Origin of the sequence: Sphaerisporangium sp. NPDC088356, from assembly GCF_040685555.1 — a bacterium.
GTDB lineage: Bacteria > Actinomycetota > Actinomycetes > Streptosporangiales > Streptosporangiaceae > Sphaerisporangium.
Genome location: NZ_JBFBIK010000095.1, coordinates 10,352 through 30,530 on the forward strand (window position 1 = coordinate 10,352; position 20,179 = coordinate 30,530).

A 20,179-nucleotide genomic window follows, 5' to 3' on the forward strand; every position below is an offset into this window, starting at 1 on the left:
CCCTGCGCGCCCTCGGCAAGTGCCTGGACGCCACAGGACCCAGCTCCGCCGACGGCACTCCCCTGCAGATCTGGGACTGCTTCGCGGGCGCCAACCAGAAGTGGACCCTGCCGAGCGGCGGCACCACGCCCCCGCCCCCGACCGGCAAGATGCCCGGCGCGCCGTACCTCTACATGGGCTGGGGAAGCCCGCCGAGTGCCACCTCGGTGATGAGCGCCACCGGGGTCAAGTCGTTCACCATGGCCTTCATCCTGTCCGGCGGTGGCTGCAACCCGATGTGGGACGGTTCCCGGCCGCTGACCGGCGGGGTCGACGCGCAGACCATCTCGGCCATCAAGGGCGCGGGCGGCAGCGTGCAGGTCTCCTTCGGCGGCTGGTCGGGCAACAAGCTCGGCCCGAACTGCTCCTCGTCCTCCGCCTTCGCCGGCGCCGTGCAGCAGGTCATCAACGCCGTAGGCCCGGCCGTGCTCGACTTCGACATCGAGAACACCGACGAGTTCTCCAACTACACGGTTCAGGACCGCATCCTGGGCGGACTGAAGATCGTCAAGCAGAACAACCCGAACGTCAAGATCGCCCTCACTTTCGGCACCGGCACCGGCGGCCCCGGCGGCGACGGCATCCGGCTGATCAACCAGTCGAAGGCGCTGGGCGTGCCGGTCGACAACTACACGATCATGCCGTTCGACTTCGGCGGCGGCGCGAACATGTACCAGAACACGGTCAACGCCTCCGAGGGCCTGAAGAACGCCCTCAAGAACGCCTGGGGCTGGACCGACGCGCAGGCCTACGCGCACATGGGCATCTCGGGCATGAACGGCCTGTCCGACCAGTCGGAGGTCACCACCACCGCGATCTGGACCCAGATCCGCGACTGGGCCAAGTCCAAGGGCCTCACCCGGCTGGCCTTCTGGTCGGTCAACCGCGACCGCCCCTGCCCCGGCGGCGGCGTCTCGGAGACCTGCAGCGGCGTCTCTCAGAACAACTGGGACTTCACCCGCATCACCGCCGGTTTCTAGGCGGGAGGCCTCATGTCGGTAAGACATCCGATCCCCGCGGTGCTGGCGGCGCTGGCGACGGTCGCCCTGTCACTGGTGGCGCTGCCGGGCGCGAGCGCGGCGACCGCCCCCACCGCGAAAACCACCGCGAAACCCACCGAGAAGACCGCTGCGAAGACCACCGTGAAGACCACCGTGAAGACCGCCACCGCGCTGAAGGCCGCGGCCGTTCCGGCGGGCTTCACGACGGTGGTGAACAAGGGCAGCGGCAAGTGCGTGGACGCGCGTGCCGCCGCCTCGGCCAACGGCACGGCGGTGCAGCAGTACGCGTGCAACGGCTCGGGCGCGCAGCTGTGGCAGCTCCAGGCGACCAGCGGCGGCTACTACCGCGTCAACAGCAACCTCAACGCCGCGGAGGCGTGGGACGTCACCAACGTCTCGGCCGCCGACAACGCCCCGATCCAGCTGTGGTCGTACTCGGGCGGCAACAACCAGCAGTGGCAGCCCGTGGAGGAGGCCGGCGGGTCCTACCATTTCGTGAATCGCAACAGCGGCAAGTGCCTGGACGTCCCCGCCGCCTCGACGGCGGACGGCGTCCAGCTTGCGCAGTACACGTGCAACGGAACGGCGGCCCAGTCCTTCACCATGGGAACCACCACCCCTCCGCCGGGCAACGGCCCGGACCTCGGCCCGAACGTCAGCGTCTTCGACCCGTCGATGTCGGCCTCGGCCATCCAGAGCAGGCTGAACTCGGTGTTCAGCCAGCAGGAGACCAACCAGTTCGGCGGTAACCGGTTCGCCCTGCTGTTCAAGCCGGGCACCTACAACGTCGACGTCAACGTGGGCTTCTACACGCAGGTGCTGGGCCTCGGGCTGTCGCCCGACAACGTCACCATCAACGGCGGCGTGCACGCCGAGGCCGACTGGTTCCAGGGCAACGCGACGCAGAACTTCTGGCGCGGCGCCGAGAACCTCTCGGTCACCCCTCCCTCCGGCACCGACCGGTGGGCGGTCTCACAGGCCGCGCCGTACCGCCGCATGCACGTACGCGGCAACCTCCAGCTGGACGACGGCGGATGGTCGAGCGGCGGCTTCATCGCCGACTCCAAGATCGACGGGCAGGTGCGCTCCGGCTCCCAGCAGCAGTGGCTGTCACGCAACGCCCAGTGGAGCAGCTGGACCGGTTCCAACTGGAACATGGTGTTCGTCGGGGTCACCAACGCCCCGTCGACCAGCTTCCCCAACCCTCCGTACACCACGGTGGGCACGACCCCGGTCGTCAGGGAGAAGCCGTTCCTCTACGTCGACCAGGCCGGCGCCTACCAGGTCTTCGTACCGGCCCTGCGCACCAACTCCCAGGGCACGACCTGGACCGGCGGCGCGCCGGCCGGGTCGTCCATCCCGATCGACCAGTTCTTCGTCGCCAAGCCCGGCAACTCCGCGGCCGACATCAACGCCGCCCTCACCCAGGGCAAGAACCTGCTGTTCACCCCCGGTGTCTACCACCTCAACGACACGATCAGGGTGAACCGCGCCAACACCGTGGTGCTCGGCCTCGGCCTCGCCACGCTGATCCCCGACAACGGCGTCACCGCGATGTCGGTCGCCGACGTCGACGGGGTCAAGGTCGCGGGGCTGCTCATCGACGCCGGCACCACCAACTCGCCGGTCCTGATGCAGGTCGGGCCGTCCGGCTCCTCGCAGAGCCACGCGGCCAACCCCACCTCGCTGCACGACATGTTCTTCCGGATCGGCGGCGCGGGGGTCGGCAAGGCGAGCCAGAGCCTGGTCGTCAACAGCTCCAACGTCATCGGCGACCACATGTGGCTGTGGCGTGCCGACCACGGCAGTGGCGTCGGCTGGAACTCCAACACCGCCGCCAACGGCCTGATCGTCAACGGCAACGACGTGACCATGTACGGCCTGTTCGTCGAGCACTACCAGCAGTACCAGACCATCTGGAACGGCAACGGCGGGCGCACGTACTTCTACCAGAACGAGCTGCCCTACGACCCGCCCAACCAGGCGGCGTGGATGAACGGTGGCACCCAGGGCTACGCGGCGTACAAGGTGGGCAACTCGGTCACCAGCCACGAAGCGTGGGGCCTCGGCAGCTACGCCTACTTCAACGTCAACCCCAGCGTCGTCGAGGCGCACTCCTTCGAGGTTCCGAACACTCCAGGGGTGAAGTTTCACAGCCTGGTGACGGTGTCCCTGGGCGGCACAGGGACGATCAGCCACATCATCAACAACACCGGAGGCCCATCCAACTCCTCCACCAACGTGGCCAACCTCGTCAGCTATCCCTGACAAGACGGGCGCGGAGTCCCCGTGACCCCGCGCCCCCGCCACGCCGGCCGCCCGTGTCCCACAGGACGCGGGCGGCCTCGTTTCGGCGGGCGCGACACGGAGCCGGCCAGGGGATGCCTTATTTCACGGCCTCATCTAACATGACCGCAGGCCGGGGGAAGGAAAACATGGTCAGGCTCGAACGCAGGACGGTGCGCGACCTCCGGCGGGGCAACCGCGCGGTCCTGCTGCGCACCCTGTACTTCACGGGTCCGACCAGCCGCCACGAGCTCAGCGGGCTGACCGGTCTGAGCGCCGCCTCGGTCAGCAACGTCACCGGCGACCTGATCGCCGAGAACGTCATCGTCGAGGCGGGCCTGGTGGAGTCCGACGGCGGGCGTCCCCGGGTGCTGCTGCGCGTCAACCCGGCCTTCGGCTACGTCATCGGGGTCGACGTCGGCGAGACCCACGTGCACGTCGAGCAGTTCGACCTCGACATGAACGAGCTTGCCAAGGCCGAGTACACCCTGCGCCCCGGACGGCACGACGTCGACCTGGTCGTGCGGCACATCCTCGACGGCATCGACACCGTGCTGACCTCCAGCGGCACCGACCCCGCCGAGGTGATGGGCGTCGGCATCGGCGTCCCGGGCATCGTCGAGAGCGGCCCCGAGGCGCTCATCCACGCCCAGACCTTCGGCTGGGACGCGGTCCCGCTCGGCGCGCTCCTGCGCGCGGGCACCCCCCTGCCGCTGTACGTGGACAACGGCGCCAAGACCATGGGCCAGGCCGAACTGTGGTTCGGCTCCGGCAGAGGGTCGCGCCACGCCATCGTCGTGCTGATCGGCACGGGGGTCGGGGCCAGCATCATCACCGACGGGCTAACCTACCGGGGCGTCAACAGCAGCGCGGGCGAGTGGGGCCACACGAAGGTCGCGGTGGGCGGCCGTGCCTGCCGCTGCGGCGCCCGCGGGTGCCTTGAGGCCTACATCGGGGCCGGGAGCATCCTCGAACGTGCTGGGCTGTCCGCCGAGATGGCCCGCGAGCAGGCCACGCTGGCCGAGCTGGTGAGGTCGGGCGACCCTGTCATCGACGAGACCATCGACTACCTCGGCGCGGGCCTGGCGAACCTCATCAACCTGTTCAACCCCGAGCGCATCGTCATCGGCGGCTGGGCCGGGCACCTGCTGGGCCGGCACGAGCTGCCGAAGATCAAGAAGGCCGTCCTGGAGAACTCCCTGTCCCAGCCGTTCGAGACGGCCTCCATCGTGCTCGGGCGGCTTGGGCCCGACGCGGTCGCGCTCGGCGCCGCGACGCTGGTGGTGGAGGAGTTCCTGCTCGGCAAGGCCTTCTCCCACCGCCAGCAGCCGGCGGCCATCTAGTCCCGGCGTCCCCCCGTCAGTCCGCTCCGAAGATGACGATGCCGCCCATGTCTCGCTCCCGCTCCGGCCGTGCGTCTCACTGCCGAGCCAGACGGTATCCAGGAGATACTGGTTACCTCAAAGATACTTCGATAGCCTCGGCCGCATGGAGCGGCGACCGGACCCCGAGATGTCCGACCCCGCCCTGCTCGAAGCCCGCCACTCCCACGAGGCGTCGCTGTGACCGGCACGCTGCCCGGCATGGAGGCCGTGCCGCCCACGCCCGCCGCCGCCCCGCGCCGGGCCGCGGGCTACGAGATCGAGGACGAGCTGCGCGCCGCGGGAGCCGTGCTGATCGCCGGGGTCGACGAGGTCGGCCGTGGCGCCTGGGCCGGGCCGGTCGTGGTGTGCGCCGCCGTCACGGACCTGAGCCCGCCGCCCGAGCTGCCCGGACGCGGCGAGCGTCCCGTCCGGCTGACCGACTCCAAACTGCTCGCCCGGGCGCACCGCGAGCGGTTCGCCGAGGTGCTGCCGGGCTGGCTGAGGTGTCATGCCATCGGCGCGGCGGGGCCCGAGGAGATCGACGAGGTGGGCATGACCGAAGCGCTGCGCCGGGCCACGCTGCGGGCGCTCGCGGCCCTGCCGCGGCGCCCCGACGCGGTGATCCTCGATGGCGGGCACGACTTCATCGGCAGGCCGTGGCGGGTGCGGTGCGAAATCAAGGCCGACCAGCGCTCGGTGACCGTGGCCGCGGCGTCGGTGCTGGCCAAGGTGCATCGCGACCGGCTGATGGCGGCCCTTGCCCCGGAGCATCCGGGTTACGGGTTCGACGGCAGCTCCGGCTACCCCTCCCCCGGCCACCAGCGGGCCCTGGCCGAGCACGGGCCGACGCCCCACCACAGGCTGTCGTGGTCGTATCTCGACGACCTGCCCCAGTGGCGGCACCTCAGGAAGCGCCGCGACCCGCTCGCCGGGTCGGGCCAGCTCTCGCTGCTCTAGCCCGCCCGGCGCGCACACCCTGGCCGGCGAGGGTCATCCGTACGCGTCACCTCGCGGGGCAGGGGGGCCGCCGAGCGCGATCGGGGCGAGTGGGAGGCGCAGGACGAAGCGCGCGCCGCGCGGGCTGTCACCGATGGTGAGGGTGCCGCCGGTCGTCTCGGCGATCTGCCGGGCGATCGGCAGGCCGAGCCCGGTGCCGCCGGAGTCCCTGCTGCGTGCGGCGTCCAGCCGGGCGAACCGCTGGAACACCAGCTCGCGCTTGTCGGGATCGATTCCGGCGCCGTCGTCGAGGACCTCCAGCACCGCGGCGCCGGTGGCGAAGCGCCGGTCGCCGCCGCCGCGGGCGCGGTACACCCTGACGGTGATCGCGGTGTCGGCGTGCCGTTCGGCGTTGTCGACCAGGTTGGTGATCAGCCTGGCCAGCCGCAGCCGGTCGGCCAGCACCAGGACTGCTTCCTCCAGGTCGCGGTCGATGCGCTTGGCCGGATGGCGGGCGTCCATCTCCGAGGTGACCAGCTCGGACAGGTCGACCTGGTCACGGGCGCAGGGCATCCCGGCCTCCAGCCGGGCGATGGTCAGCAGGTCACGCACGATCGCCTGGAGGCGATCGAGGCCGCTGAGCACGGCGACGCCGAGGACGTTCACGTCCGCCTGCTCGGGGGCCATCAGCGCGTCCTCCACCTCGGCGCGCATGGCGGTGATCGGGCTGCGCAGGTCGTGGGAGGCGTCGGAGGTGAGCCGTCGCTGCTGCTCCATCGCGGCCTGCAGCCGCCCCAGGGTGTGGTTGACGCTCTCGGCCAGTTGGAAGATCTCGTCGTGGCTCTCGGGGACCGGGACCCGGCGGCCCGGGCAGGTGGCGTTGATCTCGTCCAGCTCCGATCGGATGGCCTCGACCGGCTGGAGGGTGCAGGCGACGATCCGGTTGCCGAGGTAGGAGATGGCGATGGTGAGCAGCACTCCCACGCCCAGCACCAGAGCGGTGAGCCTGCCGTCGACCAGAGCGGGGATGACAGGGGCGGCGCTGTAGATGGTCCATTTCCCGCCGTTGACGTAGACCCGATGGGCGACCACGATGTGGCACTCGCGGCCGGGGAACGCCCCGCCGCACACCACGGAATGGGCGGTTCTCCTGCCGCCCTCGGGGGTGAAGGCGGCCATCGGCGGCTTTCCCCGCATCGTGTCGGTGGCCGCGACGACCGCCCCCTGCGGGCCGACCATCTGGATGTGGCGGATCTGGCCGTGCGCGAGAAGATCGGGGAGCCGGCCCTGCACCTCCAGCTCCGACGCGACGCGACCTCCCGCGGATGCCACCTCGTCGGTGAGGTATCCCGTCACCAGGCGATGGATGGTCACCATGAGGACCGTGGCGCACAGCGTGCACAGCAGCGCGGCCACCACGGCACTGAACAGCGTGAAGCGAGACCTGACCGACCATCCGCGCACCGCTTCCATTCCTCGGGTCCTCCCACGTCCACGGCATGATCGAGGCTTTCCCTGAGCTCGCGCGACTCGGGCGGGACGCGGAGTGCCGCGGGCCGCAGTTCCAGCCCGAGCGAGACCAGATGCTGCTGCGTCCCGTCATGGCCTCGCGCTCGCCGCTGACCAGCGCGGTCGTCAGAGCCAGGCCGAGACCCCAGAGGTTCGTGGTCACAAGGACGCCGAGCAGGTAGATCATGCCGAACGAGGTCACGGGCGCGACCTGTTTGATCAAGCGGCTCAGGCCTGTCTCGATCACCACACACGAGACGCCGACCAATATGCCCAGCACGAGAGCCGGGCGCGTCGTGCGCAGTAGAGGCGACAGGATGCCCGCACGCACGAACCCCAGTTTACCGCTGACCATTACAAGGCTAGGTGCCGGATGTATATGCATTTGTACTGGTCAATGCATTTTTGAGGCGATTTCTTGCCGTTGCGCGCCATGCCGACGACGGTGATCTCCTCGCGCTTGGGCGGGTCGCGGGCGGCTCGGGGAACCGGGCGTTGGCATCGACGACCAAGCAGTGCGCTGACACCCTTCAAGGATTCCAGCGAGTACTTCCCCGGGCATTGCAGCTAGCAGGCATAGGAGGACCCCGGTGGCGTGAACGCGCAGTGGGGGCTGGCCACGATGACCCGGACCCCGCGGAAACGGCATCGTGGGAGTCGAACGCGGGGCTCCCCGCTAGACGAACCACTTCTGTTCATGTCAGCGAGGAACGAAGGTACGGATCATGTGTCAGCACGAAGTTCCAGCTCGGTTTCCGGACATGCCCGCCGGGCGCCGGGAAGACATCGCGGACGGCGCGGGCCGGCTGGAACGACTGCTCGACCAGCAACGGCGGCTCATCGCGGACGCCTCGCACGAGCTGTGCACCCCTGTGGCCGGGCTTCGCGCCCAACTGGAGGAGGCGCAGCTGCACCCGGACGACACCGACCTGATCAGCCTGCTCAACCGCGCGCTCGGCGACGTCAACCGCCTGCAGCAGATCGTCACCGACCTGCTCCTGCTCGCCCGGCTGAGGGCGGGCGAGCCCGTCGAGCGCGAGCCGGTGGACCTGGGCGAGCTGGTCCAGGCACAGCTGCACCCCAGAAGGTTTCGCCGCATGGTGCGGCTGAGACTGGATCCCCGGGTCACCGTCGAGGTCGTACGCACCCAGATCGCCCGGGTGATCACCAGCCTGATGGCGAACGCCGAGCGGTACGCCTGCAGCATGGTGCAGGTCCAGGTGTGCCTCGACGGCGGGGCGGCGGTGCTGACCGTGGCCGACGACGGCGAGGGCGTCGCGGAGGCCGACCGGGAACGCATCTTCGAACCGTTCACCCGGCTGGACCCCGCCCGCAGCCGCGGGCGCGGCGGCGCCGGCCTCGGCCTGACGATCGCCAGGGACATCGCCATGTCCCATGACGGGACCCTGACCGTGGAGGAGTCCTGTACCGGCGGCGCCCGCTTCGTCCTCCGGTTGCCCCTCGCCCCGGACTCGCCGGTTGATGGAGGGCCCGGCGCGTCCGTGTGACCAGGGGTGGCGCGCCGGACCGGGTGTTGGCGCACCCGGCCCGGCCGGCGGGATCCCGTCCACACGAGTCCGGAGACCCACCAGGTCCACCGGTCCTGTGCGCGGCGGCGCACTGGCCGCGGCTGTCGTCCGTCTTCGCCGGCTGACGCCGGGAGGGCTCAGCCGGCGAGCCGGTCGAGGTCGGCGAGCTGGGACGCCCTGCTCTTCTCCATGCCGGCGGCGAGGGTCTTGGTGTCCTGGTTGGTGCCCGAGCGCTGCTCGCCCTGGGCCACCACGACCGACTGCTTCAGGTGCTCGCGAAGGTGCTCGGTGACCAGGCGGTCGAACGCGGCGCCCGAGGTGCGGCCGATGGCGCCGAGCTCCTCGGGGGTCACCATGCCGGGCATGTTGTGTCCCTGGTGGGGGTTGGTCTCCGGCACGCCCGACCGCAGCAGGAGCTGGCGGAGCTTCACCAGCTCCGAGCGGTGGGCCGTGCTGATCCGTGCGGCCAGCCGCTTCATGTCCGGGTCGGCGGACTTGTCCTGGACCAGGGCCAGCATGCGCAGGGCCAGCTCGTCCATCGGGATCATCAGCTCGACCCAGGCGACGTCGGTGGGGCCGAAGTCCCCCGCGGCCGGGCAGGCCGCGGGGGAAGGGGCGGTGGCCTGGCCGCCCGGCGCCGCCGGGGGGCGCGGGGCCGGTGGCGTGGCGGCGCACCCCGTGGCGAGCGACGCGGCGAGCAACACGGCGGTCGCGGCCGACCGCGCGAAGAATCTCATGCCGGGTCCTCTCGACTGGTGGTGCCCCAGGGGCGAGGCGGCGGATTCGGCGTAGCCGCACTCCCCGCCCCTGGGAGTATCTACCGGAACCTGCGGCTCATGGGCGGCCGTCGGCTCCGCACTTGATGATCGGACGGATGCAGTCGTTCACGCGGCGCGCCATCTCGGCCTCGGGCCAGGCGTTGAAGAAGTCGCCGTGCATGGTGAACCCCGCTCCCGACGCGAGCCGGAAGTGCGACGGGTCACCGGTGACCGGGTACCGCAGGACCTGGCGCAGCTTCGGCACCGGGACCGGGTGGGTGGCGGGGCAGGCGCCGTTGACCGGGTAGGCCATGTGGCTCTTGTGGTCCGCCGAGTCCAGGTCCCTGCCGTTCCAGCACTGCGGGAAGTCGAGGTACGACTCCAGCATGGTGCCGGCCGGGCAGTTGACGAAGTCCTTGCCGGGGTTGACCTCGCCCGCGTGCAGGCACGACCAGCGGGAGATGGTGGTCGCGTCCGGCGCGGTCGCCTTGGCGTTGCCGGCCACGATCCGCAGGCCCAGGGGCAGGGGCTGGGTCTGAGCGACGATGTCGTTACGCACACCCTCGCCCAGGTAGTAGAACGTGGTAATGACCGGCTCCACAGGGACGTTGTCCTTGTAGAAGGTGGGCACCCAGTACGCCGACTTGTCGACGGCCGGGTTGCAGTTGCTGTTCGCGTTCTGCAGGCTGCCGACCGTGCTGTTCGCGTTGGTCGTCGTGCTGCCGAAGAAGCTGTGCATGTGGGAGGCGCCGGGCAGGCCCGGGAAGATGATCGGGTCGTCGGGCAAGCGGTGGCTGAACGGGCAGTCCGCGAGGAACTCCGCCACGCGCACGACGTTGCCAGGGGGCTGCGTGGGAGGCGCGGCGCCGCCGGTGCCGAACACCTGGAACTCCCAGAGCGAGACGCCCCACTGGGTGGCGCGCTTGGTGGTCTGCAACCTGACGTAGCGGCCGGTGCCCGAGACGGCGAGCGTCTGGTTGCCGCCGGTGGCGCCGGTCACGGTCTTGATCGTCGTCCACGCGCTGCCGTTCGCGGACGTCTGGATGGTGTAGTCGGTGGCGTACGCGTTCTCCCAGTTCAGCACGACCTGGCTGACCGTGGCGGTCGCGCCCAGGTCGACCTGCAGCCACTGGGGGTCACTGGCCGCGCTCGACCAGCGGGTGCCGCCGTTGCCGTCGACGGCGGCGGAGGCGGGGGTGCCGGCGTTCTCGGTGGAGGAGGCGGTGGCCGTCCTGCCCTGCGAAATCAGGGCGTCGGCCGCGCTGGCCGGCGTGGCGGCGGTCACGATGGACCCGCCGAGCAGCGCCGCGAGGGCGCCGATCAGCAAGGCCGTACGTGTGCGGCGCCGCCGGATACGGGGTGGGGGGATGTCCCGATCCATTGAGGAGTCTCCTTTGTGAGGACGGTTCCGGTACGGCCCCTGGCCGTACCGGAACCCGTGCGCCTACTGGTAGACGCGGACGTAGTCGACGAGCATTCGCTTCGGGAACCCGGTGGAGGCGTCCGGCGGACCGGGCCAGTCGCCGCCCACGGCGAGGTTGAGGATCAGGTAGAACGGGTGGTCGTAGACCCACGGGCCACGCGTCGCCTCGACCTGCGCCTTGTCCAGCGTGAAGACCGTGCGGCCGTCGAGGGTGTAGACGATGCCCTTGCTGTCCCAGTTCATGGCCCACACGTGGAAGTCGTCGGCGAAGTCCGCCCCGCCCGGCAGGGTGTACGGCGAGCCGATGCCGCCGCCGCCGTTGTAGGCCGGCGCGTGGATCGTGGAGTAGGCGGTCTTGGTGTCCTTGCCGAGGATCTCCATGATGTCGACCTCGCCGTTGTACGGCCAGGGACGACCGGTGAGGAAGTCGGCGCCCATCATCCAGAACGCGGGCCACAGGCCGTTGCCCTTGGGCACCTTGATCCGGGCCTCGACGCGGCCGTAGGTGAAGCTGAACTTGGTGCCGGTGTTGATGCGCCCGGAGGTGTACTGGCAAGGGCCGCCGGGGCAGGCGGATCCGGCGGTGGTCTCCTTGCGGGCCTCGATCACGAGGTTGCCCGCGCCGTCGGTGGAGGTGTTGTTGTTGTTGGTGTAGTACTGCAGCTCGGCGTTCTGGCCGGTGCCGAAGTCGGAGACCCACTTGGCCGGGTCGGGCTTGGTGCCGGCGCCGCTGTTGAACTCGTCGCTCCACACCAGCTGCGGGGGGTTGCGGGGGTCGGGCGGCAGCGGGGGCGGGGTGATGGGCGCGCCGCCGGTGCCCCACACCTGGAACTCCCACAGCGAGTAGCCGTAGGCCGAGGAGCGCTGGGTGCCGTACATCCGCACGTAGCGGCCGGTGCCGTTCACGGTCAAGGTCTGCTTGAACCCGGTGCCCGTGGTCGTGGAGTAGATCGAGGTCCAGTTGGCGGCGTCCGGTGAGACCTGGATCTGGAAGGCCTTGGCGTAGGCCGGGTCCCACTGGAGGATCACCTTGTGTATCTGGGCGGTCGCGCCGAGGTCGACGTAGATCCAGCCCGGGTCCACCCAGCCGGTGGTGGAGCTGGTGGCCCAGCGGCTGGCCGGGTCGCGGTCGAACGCCCTGGCGGGGGTGCACTCGTAGCAGTTGCCGTCGCTCTGCGAGCTGGAGGCCACGCCGGGCTTGTTGTACGACAGGAGCTTGTCACCACCGGGGTCACCGGTGGGGGTGATGGTCGGCGTCGGGGTCGGCGTGCTGGTGCCGCCGGTGGTGCCGAAGACCTGGAACTCCCACAGCGAGTAGCCGTACTGGGTGGAGCGCTGGGTGCCGTAAAGGCGCACGTAGCGGCCGGACCCGTTGACCGCGAGGGTCTGGTTGCCGCCGGTGCCGGTCGTGGTCGTGTAGACGTTGGTCCAGGTGGCGGCGTCGGCCGAGGTCTGGATCTGGAACGCCTTGCCGTAGGCGGCCTCCCAGTTCAGCACCACCTGGGAGATGGTGGCGGTGGCGCCCAGATCGACCTGGATCCACTGCGGGTCGGCGAAGCCGCTCGACCAGCGGGTCCCGGCGTTGCCGTCAACGGCCGCGGAGGCCGGGAAGACCGCGTTTTCCGTGGACGAGGCCGTCGCCGGCTTCCCTTGGGAAAGCAACGTGTCGGCGGCCATGGCGGGCACGATCGTCAGACAGGACATGATCAGGGCGACCGCCAGGGCGACGAGCAGGGCCAGGCGGTTGCGAGGAGAATTTGGGGACGGCGGCATCGCGTCTCCTGAAGTGGGGGGTAGTACCACAGGGGCTCGGGGAGCGCTCTCTCAACGAGAGAGTGCTCTCCTCCGACAACGCCTGTCAAGGCCCTAATTAACCGGCTGGAAACGTGCTGCACATGATCGGGCATTTCGGAGTGCGTCTGAGGGAGCGCTCCCTGGAGATCCGTTTAAATCGAAACAACCACCACTGAGCTGCGGGAACGCGCGGCGTTTTCAGGGAGCGGTTTCTGGCCCGCCCTTGACCGTTCCTCGCACGGGTGGCCAAAGGATCTTGCATACGGCAAGACGGGAGATGTCCGTGAGGTGTCCCGCATGAGGGAGCGCGTTCTTCATGATCTTCCTGCGCGAAGCGGGCCGGGGAGCGGGGCCGCCCGCCCGCATGGCGAGGGCCGGGACTCGGTTCCCCGCGTCCCGGCCCTCGTCGCCCCGCCCGGCCGGCTTCCGCCCGGATTCGGGGACGCCCCAGAAGATCTTCCCCGCGAGGTGCGGGGTCAGGCGTCAGTGCCGCCGTCGCCCATGAGCGGGCGAACCTCGACGCCGGTGTACCTCGCGTCAGGGATCTGGGCCGCGAGTTCGACGGCGCGCTCCCTGCTGTCGCAGTCGACCAGGTAGTAGCCGCAGAAGAACTCCTTGGCCTCGGCGTACGGCCCGTCCGTCGCCTCGGTGACCCCGCCGCGCACCCGCACGGTGGAACTGGTCGCCGGGTCGGCCAGCGCCTCGGTGGCGACCATCTCGCCGGATTCGGTGATCGCCTTGATCAACGCGTCGTGGCCGGCGAACACCTCGTCACGCTGCTGCTCCGACAGGGTGTCCCAGGTGTCGGTGTTCATGTAGATCATCAGCATGTACTTCACGGCTCGCGCTCCTCAGGTCCGGGCACCCGCTGTGGGCGCCTCGCACACCTGGGTCGGAGCCGGCGACGGGTTCTCTACATCCTTCGGGAAGAAAGAATCAGAGAGAGATTACGAGCCGTCGTCGGTGCTGAGGGTTTCGCAGGCGCGCAGTTGCCAGTGGCTGATTGCCGGGTCGGTGAGAGCCGCGTTCACAGTGGCCTGGATCTGGGCGCTGGTGGTGTCGTCCGCGGTGTCGACACGGATGATGATGTCGCCATTGCCCTGTCTGAGGTCTTTATGCCATTTTTCGGGCAGGAGTGCCAATATGCGTATTCCGTCGATCGGAGAATTGGCCGAAGCCTGCGAGGTGGTGGTGCGGTGCATCGTCAACTCGACCAGCATCGTCACCCGTCCTCATTCAGTCCCAGGTGGTGCCCGGGGTCCTCTTCCCGTGGCCGCCTACGCCGATGGTACCGGAGACGAGGACCAGGACGATCGCGATGGACAGATCGGCGCGGGCGGTCGAGTTCGTCATTTATCTTTCTCTTTCCGAGGACTGTGCATTTGTTCACGAACAAATAACCGAGCGGGATTCACCGCCCCCTCTCGCTGCTTTGTAGGCAGCGGGAAGACGGGCTAGGCGAACAGCTTGGCGAGCCAGTCCTGCCAGGCCCGCTCGACGTCCTCGGGGTCGGCGTCGTCGGAGAAGATGTGCCGGCCGATCACCACCGTGTCGTGCAGTCCCGCGACGAACCGGTAGAGCCCGTCTCCGGTGCGCACTCCCAGGAAGCCCGGGGCCACGTAGTCGGCGACGCCCTCGATCGGCTCCAGGCCCTCCGGGGTGAGCCGCACCCGGTCGCCCTGCACGATCTCGCCCTTGACCCCGAGCCCGCGCTCCAGCAGTTTCCAGACCGGCTCGCCGCCCTCTCGCGGACCGGCACCGGACACCACCAGCGCGAACTTGTCGGGGAAGTGGGTGAGGTACTGGTCCAGCGTGTGGAGATACATGTCCCAGCCTCTGTGCAACGCGTCCATCTCAAGCCTCCAAGCCGTCTGTGATGTGCCGGCCCCCGCGGCGGTTTCGGTCTCCGCCGCTTCGTCCATGACCCAACGGTCTCACCGAACAATTTTATTGTCAAGACTACCGAAGTTGTCGGGAGGGGAACGGCCGTCATCGCCTCGCCGGTCAGGAGAGGGAAGTCGCGCCTGGCACGCGCACCTACGGCCCTGAGGGGCCCGTGAACGCGCGAACGCCGCCTGCCGGGGCCCCTTTATGTGGGCCTTATGGCAGGCGGCGTCGCGGCGCTTCTACGCGGACTCGCGGACGATCAGTTCGGTGGGGAGGACCACCGGATCGGCCGGGCCGCCTTCGAGGAGGCGGAGCAGCAGCCGCACCATGGCCGCCGCCTGCTCGCGGAACGGCTGGCGGACCGTCGTCAGCGGGGGCTCGGTGTACGACGCGGCCTCGATGTCGTCGAACCCGACCACGGCCACGTCGTCGGGCACCCGGCGGCCCGCCTGCCGGAGCGCCTGGAGCGCCCCGATCGCCATCAGGTCGTTGGCGACGAAGACGGCGTCGAGCCCGGGATCGTCCTCCAGAAGCTGCCTCATGGCGATCGCTCCCGACTCGCGGGTGAAGTCTCCTATCGCGACGATGGAGCGCCGGTCGGAACCCTGGAGCACCGAGCGGTACCCGGCCAGCCGGTCCTGGCCCCCGATCATGTCGGGCGGCCCCGCGATCGTGGCGATGCGCCGGCGTCCCCGGTCGAGCAGGTGGCGTACGGCCGCCTCGGCGCCGCCCACGTTGTCGTTGTCGACGTAGGGCAGGTTCACGTTGACGGCGGGCCTGCCGTGCGAGACCACGGGGACACGCATGCGCATGATCGCGGCCGGGAGCGGATCGGCGCCGTGCATCGAGATCAGCATGACGCCGTCGACGTGCCCGCCCGTGAGGTAGCGCTCCACGCGGGCGTGGCTCGTCGGGGTGCCGGCGAGCATCAGTATGACCTGCTTGTCGGCGGCCTCCAGCTCCGCGCTGGCGGAGCGGATGACCGTGGAGAACATCGGGTCGTCGGAGAAGACCCTCGTCGGCGGTTCGGAGACCACCAGCGCGATCGAGTCGGTCCGCTGGGTGACCAGGCTCCGCGCCGCGAGGTTGGGCACGTAGCCCATCTCGTCCACCGCCCGCATCACCGCCTCACGCAGCTCCGCCGTGACGGTCGTCCCTCCGTTGACCACCCGGGAGACCGTGGCACGGGACACCCCCGCCCGTGCCGCCACGGCCTCGAGAGTCGGTCGTCTCATACCTGTGCCCTCCACGATGATGTGATCACGCCGACTCCCTGATCACCAGTTCGTTGGGCATGATGACCGGGACGCCGGACCCGCCTTCGAACAGGCCGAGCAGCAGCCTCGCCGTGGCCAGCGCCTGGTCCCGCATGGAACTTCGCACGGTGGTCAGCGGCGGCGTGGTGTAGGACGCGGCCTCTATGTCGTCGAAGCCCACGACCGCGACGTCCTCGGGCACCCGCCGCCCCGCCTCGCGCAGGGCGCGCAGGGCGCCGATGGCCATCAGGTCGTTGGCCGCGAACACGGCGTCCAGGGCCGGGTCGTCGTCGAGAAGCTGCCGCATGCCCTCGGCGCCGGAGATCCGGGTGAAGTCGCCGATGGCGACGATCGACCGGCGACCGGTGTCCCGCAGGGTCTCACGGTAACCCGTGAGACGGTCCTGTGAGGCCACCATGTCGAGCGGGCCGGTGATCGTCGCGATGCGCCGCCGCCCCATGTCCAGCAGGTGCTTGACGGCCACGGTCGCGCCGCCCAGGTTGTCGTTGTCGACGTACGGCACCCCGGCGACGGACTTGCCGTGCGACACCATGGGGACGCCCATCCGCGCCAGGGAACCCGGCAGGGGGTCGGCGCCGTGCATCGACACGAGCATGACCCCCGCCACGTGCCCGGCGGCCACGAACTGCTCCACCCGGAGCTGGCTCTCGGGCGACCCGGCGAGCATGAGCGTGACCTGCTTGCCCGCCGCCTCCAGCTCGCGGCTCACCGTGCGGACGACCGCGGAGAACATCGGGTCGTCGGACACCAGCCCCTTGGGAGGGTCGGAGACGATCACCGCGACCGCGCTGGTGCGCTGGGTCGCGAGGCTCCTGGCCGCGCCGTTCGGAACGTAACCCAGCTCGCGCACGGCCCGGATCACCAGGTCACGGATCTGCGGGCTCACCGTGGCCTCGCCGTTCACCACCCGGGAGACGCTGGACTTCGACACCCCCGCACGGGCGGCGACCGCCTCCAAGGTGGGTCGTCTCATGCCAGCCCATTCTCCCTGATGACTCCGCGGTACCACTCCGCGCTGTCCTTGAGTAGCCGCCGCTGCGTGGCGAAGTCGATGTGGACGATGCCGAACCTGCGGTGGTAGCCCTCGGCCCACTCGAAGTTGTCCAGCAGCGACCACACGAGGTAGCCGCGCAGGTCGGCCCCGCCCTCGATGGCGGCGTGCACGGCCCGCAGGTGCGAGTCGATGTAGGCCGTGCGGTCGGCGTCGTGGACCCGCTCCCCCGCGTCCGTCCTGGTCACCACGTCGTCGAAGGCGGCGCCGTTCTCGGTGACCATCAGGCCGACCTCCGGGTAGTCGTGCGACAGGCGCAGCAGCAGGCGCGACAGTCCCGTGGGGACGATCGGCCACTCCATGGCGGTCTTCGGGACGTCGAGGGCGGGGAACAGGATGTCCTCGGTGCCGGGCCACGCGGGGTTGGAGGGCTCTCCCGGGCTCGCCTGCACGATGCAGGGGTTGTAGTAGTTGACGCCGATGACGTCGGTCCGCTGGTGGATGTCGCCGAGGTCGTCGTCGTGGATGTGGTCGAGACCGGCGATCCGCTCGACGATCTCCAGCACCTCGGCCGGGTAGCTCCCGCGCAGCACGGGGTCGAGGATCTGCCGGTTGAGCAGGCAGTCGACGCGGTTCACGGCCTCGGCGTCGGCCTCCGACGGCTCGGCGGCGGGGTCGTTGCCCTGCGCCGGGGTGAGCACGGGCGAGGAGTTGATGACCAGCATGATCTCCTCCGCCCCTGCCGTGCGGAGCGCCTGGGTGGCGAGGCCGTGGCCGAGCAGGAAGTGGTGCGCGGCGATCAGCGCGGACGCGGGGTCCTGGCGTCCGGGCGCGTGCACACCGGAGCCGTACCCGAGGAAGGCCTGCACCCAGGGCTCGTTCAGCGTGGCCCAGTTACGCACCCGGTCACCCAGGCGGGCGTGGACGGCCTCGGCGTATTCGGCCAGCCGGTACGCGGTGTCCCTGTTGGTCCAGCCGCCGCGGTCCTCCAGCGTCTGGGGCAGGTCCCAGTGGTAGAGGGTGACGTACGGCGTGATGCCGGCGCCGGCCAGCTCGTCGACGAGGCGGTCGTAGAAGTCGAGGCCCCGGGTGTTGATCGGCCCGCTGCCGTCCGGCTGCACGCGCGGCCACGCGATGGAGAACCGGTAGGCGCCGAGGCCGAGATCGCTCATCAGCCGCACGTCGTCGGCGTAGCGGTAGTAGTGGTCGCAGGCCACGTCACCGGTGTGCCCGAAGGCGACCTTGCCGGGCGTGCGGGAGAAGGTGTCCCAGACCGAGGGGCCGCGGCCGTCGTCCCTGGCGGCCCCCTCGATCTGGTAGGACGCCGTGGCGGCGCCCCATATGAAGCCTTCGGGGAAGACCGCCCGTCCCTCCGTCAGATATGAAGGCAGGGTCCCCCGAGTGGTGACGGTCATGGTCATCCCTTCACAGCTCCTTGCATGATTCCTCCGATGACCTGCTTCCCGAGCAGGGCGAACACGATGACCAGCGGCAGCGTGCCCAGTGCCGTGCCGGTCAGGCTGAGCGCGTAGTCGCTGACGTACCCGGCGGCGAGCGTCGACAGCGCGACCTGCACGGTGGGGTTCTCCGGGGTCAGCACGACCAGCGGCCAGAAGTAGTCGTTCCACGCGGACATGAAGGTCAGCATGCCGAGGACGGCCGCCGCCGGTCGCGCGGCCGGGAGCACCACGTGCCAGAACAGGCCCCAGGTGGTACAGCCGTCGACCCGGCCGGCCTCCAGCAGCTCGGTCGGCAGCGCACGCGACAGGTACTGCGTCATGAAGAACACGCCGAAGGCGTTGGTGAGCGCGGGGACGACCAGCGCGTACATGGAGCCGGTCCACTCCAGCTTCACCATGAGCAGGTACAGCGGGATGATGCCGAGCTGGGTCGGCACCATCATGGTCGCCACGGTGACCACCAGCAGGATCTTGCCGCCGCGGAAGCGCAGCTTGGCGAAGGCGAACCCGGCCAGGGTGGAGAAGAACATCACCGAGATCGCGATGGCGCCGGACACCAGGACGGAGTTCAGCAGCGCGAGCGCGAAGGGCACGGTGTCGAAGACCCGTTCCACGTTGGCGAGGAGGTTGCCGCCCGGCAGCAGCGGGGGCGGCACGTCGGCCAGCGCCGAGTTGTCGCGCGAGGCGACGACCACGCTGTAGTACAGCGGGAGGGCCGAGAAGAACGCCACCGCCAGCAGGGTGAGGTAGGTGAGCGTGCGGGCCGTGCTCGCTCCGAGGGGCCGGTTCACGTCAGGCTTCCTCTCGTCCGGCGGGTCAGCAGGTAGTTCACACCCGCGATGACGACGATGAAGATGAACATCATCCAGGAGACGGCAGAGGCGTAGCCGAAGTCCAGCTTGGTGAAGTTCTCGTAGATGAACAGCGACAGCGTCTGGTACTGGCGGTCGGGACCGCCGGTGACGCTGTAGGTGCCGAACAGCAGCGGCTCGGCGAGCACCTGCATGGCGCCGATCGTGGAGGTGATGACCACGAACACGATCGTGGGCCGGATCATCGGGACGGTGATCTTGCGGAGCTGGGTGAACCCGCTCGCGCCGTCGATGGTGGCGGCCTCGTACAGCTCGCGCGGCACGGCCTGCATCGCCGCCAGGAAGATCAGCGTGTTGTAGCCCGTCCACCTCCACATGATCATGATGGAGATCGCGGTGTGGGAGGTGGCGGTGCCGGCGTTCCAGTCGACGGAGCCGGCGCCGAACCAGGACAGCACCCAGTTGATCAGGCCGTAGTCCCGGCCGAAGAGCTGGCTGAAGATGACGACGACGGCGACCACGCTGGTCACGTTCGGCAGCAGCAGCGTGACCCTGAACAGGGTCTGGGCCCGTAGCGGGCGGTTCAGCAGGTGCGCGAGCCAGATGGCCAGCAGCAGCTGGGGCACCGTCGACAGCACGCCGATGGACAGCGTGTTGAACGTGGCGTTCCAGAAGTAGTCGTCGCCGAGCAGCGCGGTGAAGTTGTCGAGCCCGACGAACTTGTGCACGTCGGACAGCAGCGTCCAGTCGTGCAGGCTCACCCAGGCGGTGTACGCGAGGGGGAACAACCCGAACGCGCAGAACAGCAGGAAGAACGGGGCGACGTAGGCGTAAGGCGAGGCCTTGACGTCCATCCGGTGCACCAGGTGGCGCCGGTGCGTCCCGGGTCCGGACCGCACCGGCGGATGAGGCGGGATCGCCGCCAGGTTGTCGGGGGCACGGGTGGCCATGGCAGCTCCTTTCGGCAAGCCATCGGATCGGGCAGGGCGGCCATCGGTCCGGCGCGCCCCGCCATCGGATGCGGAGGAGGACCACCTGGTCGGACGCGCCCGGCGGCGCGCCCGGCAGGTGTGTGGCCGGCCCGGGGTGACCCGGCCGGCCCCACCCCGCGGG

Annotated in this window: 16 protein-coding genes and 1 pseudogene; 5 read left to right on the plus strand and 12 right to left on the minus strand. The window is 69.8% G+C overall.

The genetic code is table 11. The features are described 5' to 3' along the window. The 4 genes and pseudogenes from AB0O34_RS27505 to AB0O34_RS27520 all read left to right on the plus strand — a co-directional run. A pseudogene (locus tag AB0O34_RS27505) lies at positions 1–1,019 on the plus strand (chitinase); the annotation flags it as partial. 12 nt (positions 1,020–1,031) lie between these two features. Continuing rightward, entirely contained in the window at positions 1,032–3,308 is a 2,277-nt protein-coding gene (locus tag AB0O34_RS27510) for an RICIN domain-containing protein (protein WP_363920131.1), read from the plus strand. 167 nt (positions 3,309–3,475) lie between these two features. Then, positions 3,476–4,669 (plus strand): ROK family protein, encoded by a 1,194-nt coding sequence (locus AB0O34_RS27515; protein ID WP_363920133.1) that lies wholly within the window; start codon positions 3,476–3,478, stop codon positions 4,667–4,669. 240 nt (positions 4,670–4,909) lie between these two features. Beyond that, complete coding sequence (locus AB0O34_RS27520; protein ID WP_363920159.1) at positions 4,910–5,647, plus strand: ribonuclease HII; 738 nt, start codon at positions 4,910–4,912, stop codon at positions 5,645–5,647. 33 nt (positions 5,648–5,680) lie between these two features. On the opposite strand, the gene AB0O34_RS27525 is transcribed toward AB0O34_RS27520, so the two are convergent. Then, positions 5,681–7,099: a HAMP domain-containing sensor histidine kinase gene (locus tag AB0O34_RS27525; RefSeq protein WP_363920135.1), complete on the minus strand. Its 1,419-nt coding sequence runs from the start codon at positions 7,097–7,099 to the stop codon at positions 5,681–5,683. 797 nt (positions 7,100–7,896) lie between these two features. Between AB0O34_RS27525 and AB0O34_RS27530 the strand changes: the two genes are divergently transcribed. Next, positions 7,897–8,643: a HAMP domain-containing sensor histidine kinase gene (locus AB0O34_RS27530; protein ID WP_363920137.1), complete on the plus strand. Its 747-nt coding sequence runs from the start codon at positions 7,897–7,899 to the stop codon at positions 8,641–8,643. A gap of 158 nt (positions 8,644–8,801) precedes the next feature. Here AB0O34_RS27530 and AB0O34_RS27535 read toward each other — a convergent pair whose 3' ends face one another. The 11 genes from AB0O34_RS27535 to AB0O34_RS27585 form a co-directional block, all read right to left on the minus strand. Next, on the minus strand, positions 8,802–9,401 hold the full coding sequence (locus AB0O34_RS27535) for a DUF305 domain-containing protein (RefSeq protein WP_363920139.1): 600 nt from the start codon (positions 9,399–9,401) through the stop codon (positions 8,802–8,804). 97 nt (positions 9,402–9,498) lie between these two features. Further along, positions 9,499–10,803, minus strand: a complete 1,305-nt coding sequence (locus AB0O34_RS27540) for a DUF1996 domain-containing protein (protein ID WP_363920141.1) — start codon at positions 10,801–10,803, stop codon at positions 9,499–9,501. Between the two features lie 63 nt (positions 10,804–10,866). Then, positions 10,867–12,618 (minus strand): discoidin domain-containing protein, encoded by a 1,752-nt coding sequence (locus tag AB0O34_RS27545; RefSeq protein ID WP_363920143.1) that lies wholly within the window; start codon positions 12,616–12,618, stop codon positions 10,867–10,869. 497 nt (positions 12,619–13,115) lie between these two features. Further along, a complete protein-coding gene (locus AB0O34_RS27550) occupies positions 13,116–13,469 on the minus strand; it encodes a YciI family protein (RefSeq protein WP_363920161.1) in 354 nt (117 codons plus the stop codon). A gap of 117 nt (positions 13,470–13,586) precedes the next feature. Continuing rightward, positions 13,587–13,859, minus strand: coding sequence for a hypothetical protein (locus tag AB0O34_RS27555; protein ID WP_363920163.1), 273 nt, complete (start codon positions 13,857–13,859; stop codon positions 13,587–13,589). A gap of 234 nt (positions 13,860–14,093) precedes the next feature. Beyond that, positions 14,094–14,492, minus strand: coding sequence for a hypothetical protein (locus tag AB0O34_RS27560; RefSeq protein WP_363920145.1), 399 nt, complete (start codon positions 14,490–14,492; stop codon positions 14,094–14,096). A 273-nt stretch (positions 14,493–14,765) separates the two neighbouring features. Further along, positions 14,766–15,761: a LacI family DNA-binding transcriptional regulator gene (locus AB0O34_RS27565; RefSeq protein ID WP_363920147.1), complete on the minus strand. Its 996-nt coding sequence runs from the start codon at positions 15,759–15,761 to the stop codon at positions 14,766–14,768. A 25-nt stretch (positions 15,762–15,786) separates the two neighbouring features. Continuing rightward, on the minus strand, positions 15,787–16,776 hold the full coding sequence (locus tag AB0O34_RS27570) for a LacI family DNA-binding transcriptional regulator (RefSeq protein WP_363920149.1): 990 nt from the start codon (positions 16,774–16,776) through the stop codon (positions 15,787–15,789). Next, entirely contained in the window at positions 16,773–18,209 is a 1,437-nt protein-coding gene (locus AB0O34_RS27575) for a GH1 family beta-glucosidase (protein ID WP_363920151.1), read from the minus strand. The genes AB0O34_RS27570 and AB0O34_RS27575 overlap by 4 nt, the downstream gene beginning before the upstream one ends. A 2-nt stretch (positions 18,210–18,211) precedes the next feature. Beyond that, positions 18,212–19,045: a carbohydrate ABC transporter permease gene (locus AB0O34_RS27580; protein ID WP_363920153.1), complete on the minus strand. Its 834-nt coding sequence runs from the start codon at positions 19,043–19,045 to the stop codon at positions 18,212–18,214. Next, positions 19,042–20,016 carry a sugar ABC transporter permease gene (locus AB0O34_RS27585; RefSeq protein WP_363920155.1) on the minus strand — a complete coding sequence of 325 codons (975 nt, stop codon included), beginning with the start codon at positions 20,014–20,016 and terminating at the stop codon, positions 19,042–19,044. The genes AB0O34_RS27580 and AB0O34_RS27585 overlap by 4 nt, the downstream gene beginning before the upstream one ends. Between the last annotated feature and the right edge of the window lie 163 nt (positions 20,017–20,179).

What these genes read in the sequence shown, in the direction of transcription:
- AB0O34_RS27555 (WP_363920163.1), bottom strand. Translation starts at nt 13,859, where the DNA reads ATGCTGGTCGAGTTGACGATGCACCGCACCACCACCTCGCAGGCTTCG.
- AB0O34_RS27570 (WP_363920149.1), bottom strand. Translation starts at nt 16,776, where the DNA reads ATGAGACGACCCACCTTGGAGGCGGTCGCCGCCCGTGCGGGGGTGTCG.
- AB0O34_RS27585 (WP_363920155.1), bottom strand. Translation starts at nt 20,016, where the DNA reads ATGGCCACCCGTGCCCCCGACAACCTGGCGGCGATCCCGCCTCATCCG.
- AB0O34_RS27550 (WP_363920161.1), bottom strand. Translation starts at nt 13,469, where the DNA reads ATGCTGATGATCTACATGAACACCGACACCTGGGACACCCTGTCGGAG.
- AB0O34_RS27525 (WP_363920135.1), bottom strand. Translation starts at nt 7,099, where the DNA reads ATGGAAGCGGTGCGCGGATGGTCGGTCAGGTCTCGCTTCACGCTGTTC.
- AB0O34_RS27535 (WP_363920139.1), bottom strand. Translation starts at nt 9,401, where the DNA reads ATGAGATTCTTCGCGCGGTCGGCCGCGACCGCCGTGTTGCTCGCCGCG.
- AB0O34_RS27575 (WP_363920151.1), bottom strand. Translation starts at nt 18,209, where the DNA reads ATGACCGTCACCACTCGGGGGACCCTGCCTTCATATCTGACGGAGGGA.
- AB0O34_RS27510 (WP_363920131.1), top strand. Translation starts at nt 1,032, where the DNA reads ATGTCGGTAAGACATCCGATCCCCGCGGTGCTGGCGGCGCTGGCGACG.
- AB0O34_RS27515 (WP_363920133.1), top strand. Translation starts at nt 3,476, where the DNA reads ATGGTCAGGCTCGAACGCAGGACGGTGCGCGACCTCCGGCGGGGCAAC.
- AB0O34_RS27520 (WP_363920159.1), top strand. Translation starts at nt 4,910, where the DNA reads ATGGAGGCCGTGCCGCCCACGCCCGCCGCCGCCCCGCGCCGGGCCGCG.
- AB0O34_RS27565 (WP_363920147.1), bottom strand. Translation starts at nt 15,761, where the DNA reads ATGAGACGACCGACTCTCGAGGCCGTGGCGGCACGGGCGGGGGTGTCC.
- AB0O34_RS27530 (WP_363920137.1), top strand. Translation starts at nt 7,897, where the DNA reads ATGCCCGCCGGGCGCCGGGAAGACATCGCGGACGGCGCGGGCCGGCTG.
- AB0O34_RS27560 (WP_363920145.1), bottom strand. Translation starts at nt 14,492, where the DNA reads ATGGACGCGTTGCACAGAGGCTGGGACATGTATCTCCACACGCTGGAC.
- AB0O34_RS27545 (WP_363920143.1), bottom strand. Translation starts at nt 12,618, where the DNA reads ATGCCGCCGTCCCCAAATTCTCCTCGCAACCGCCTGGCCCTGCTCGTC.
- AB0O34_RS27540 (WP_363920141.1), bottom strand. Translation starts at nt 10,803, where the DNA reads ATGGATCGGGACATCCCCCCACCCCGTATCCGGCGGCGCCGCACACGT.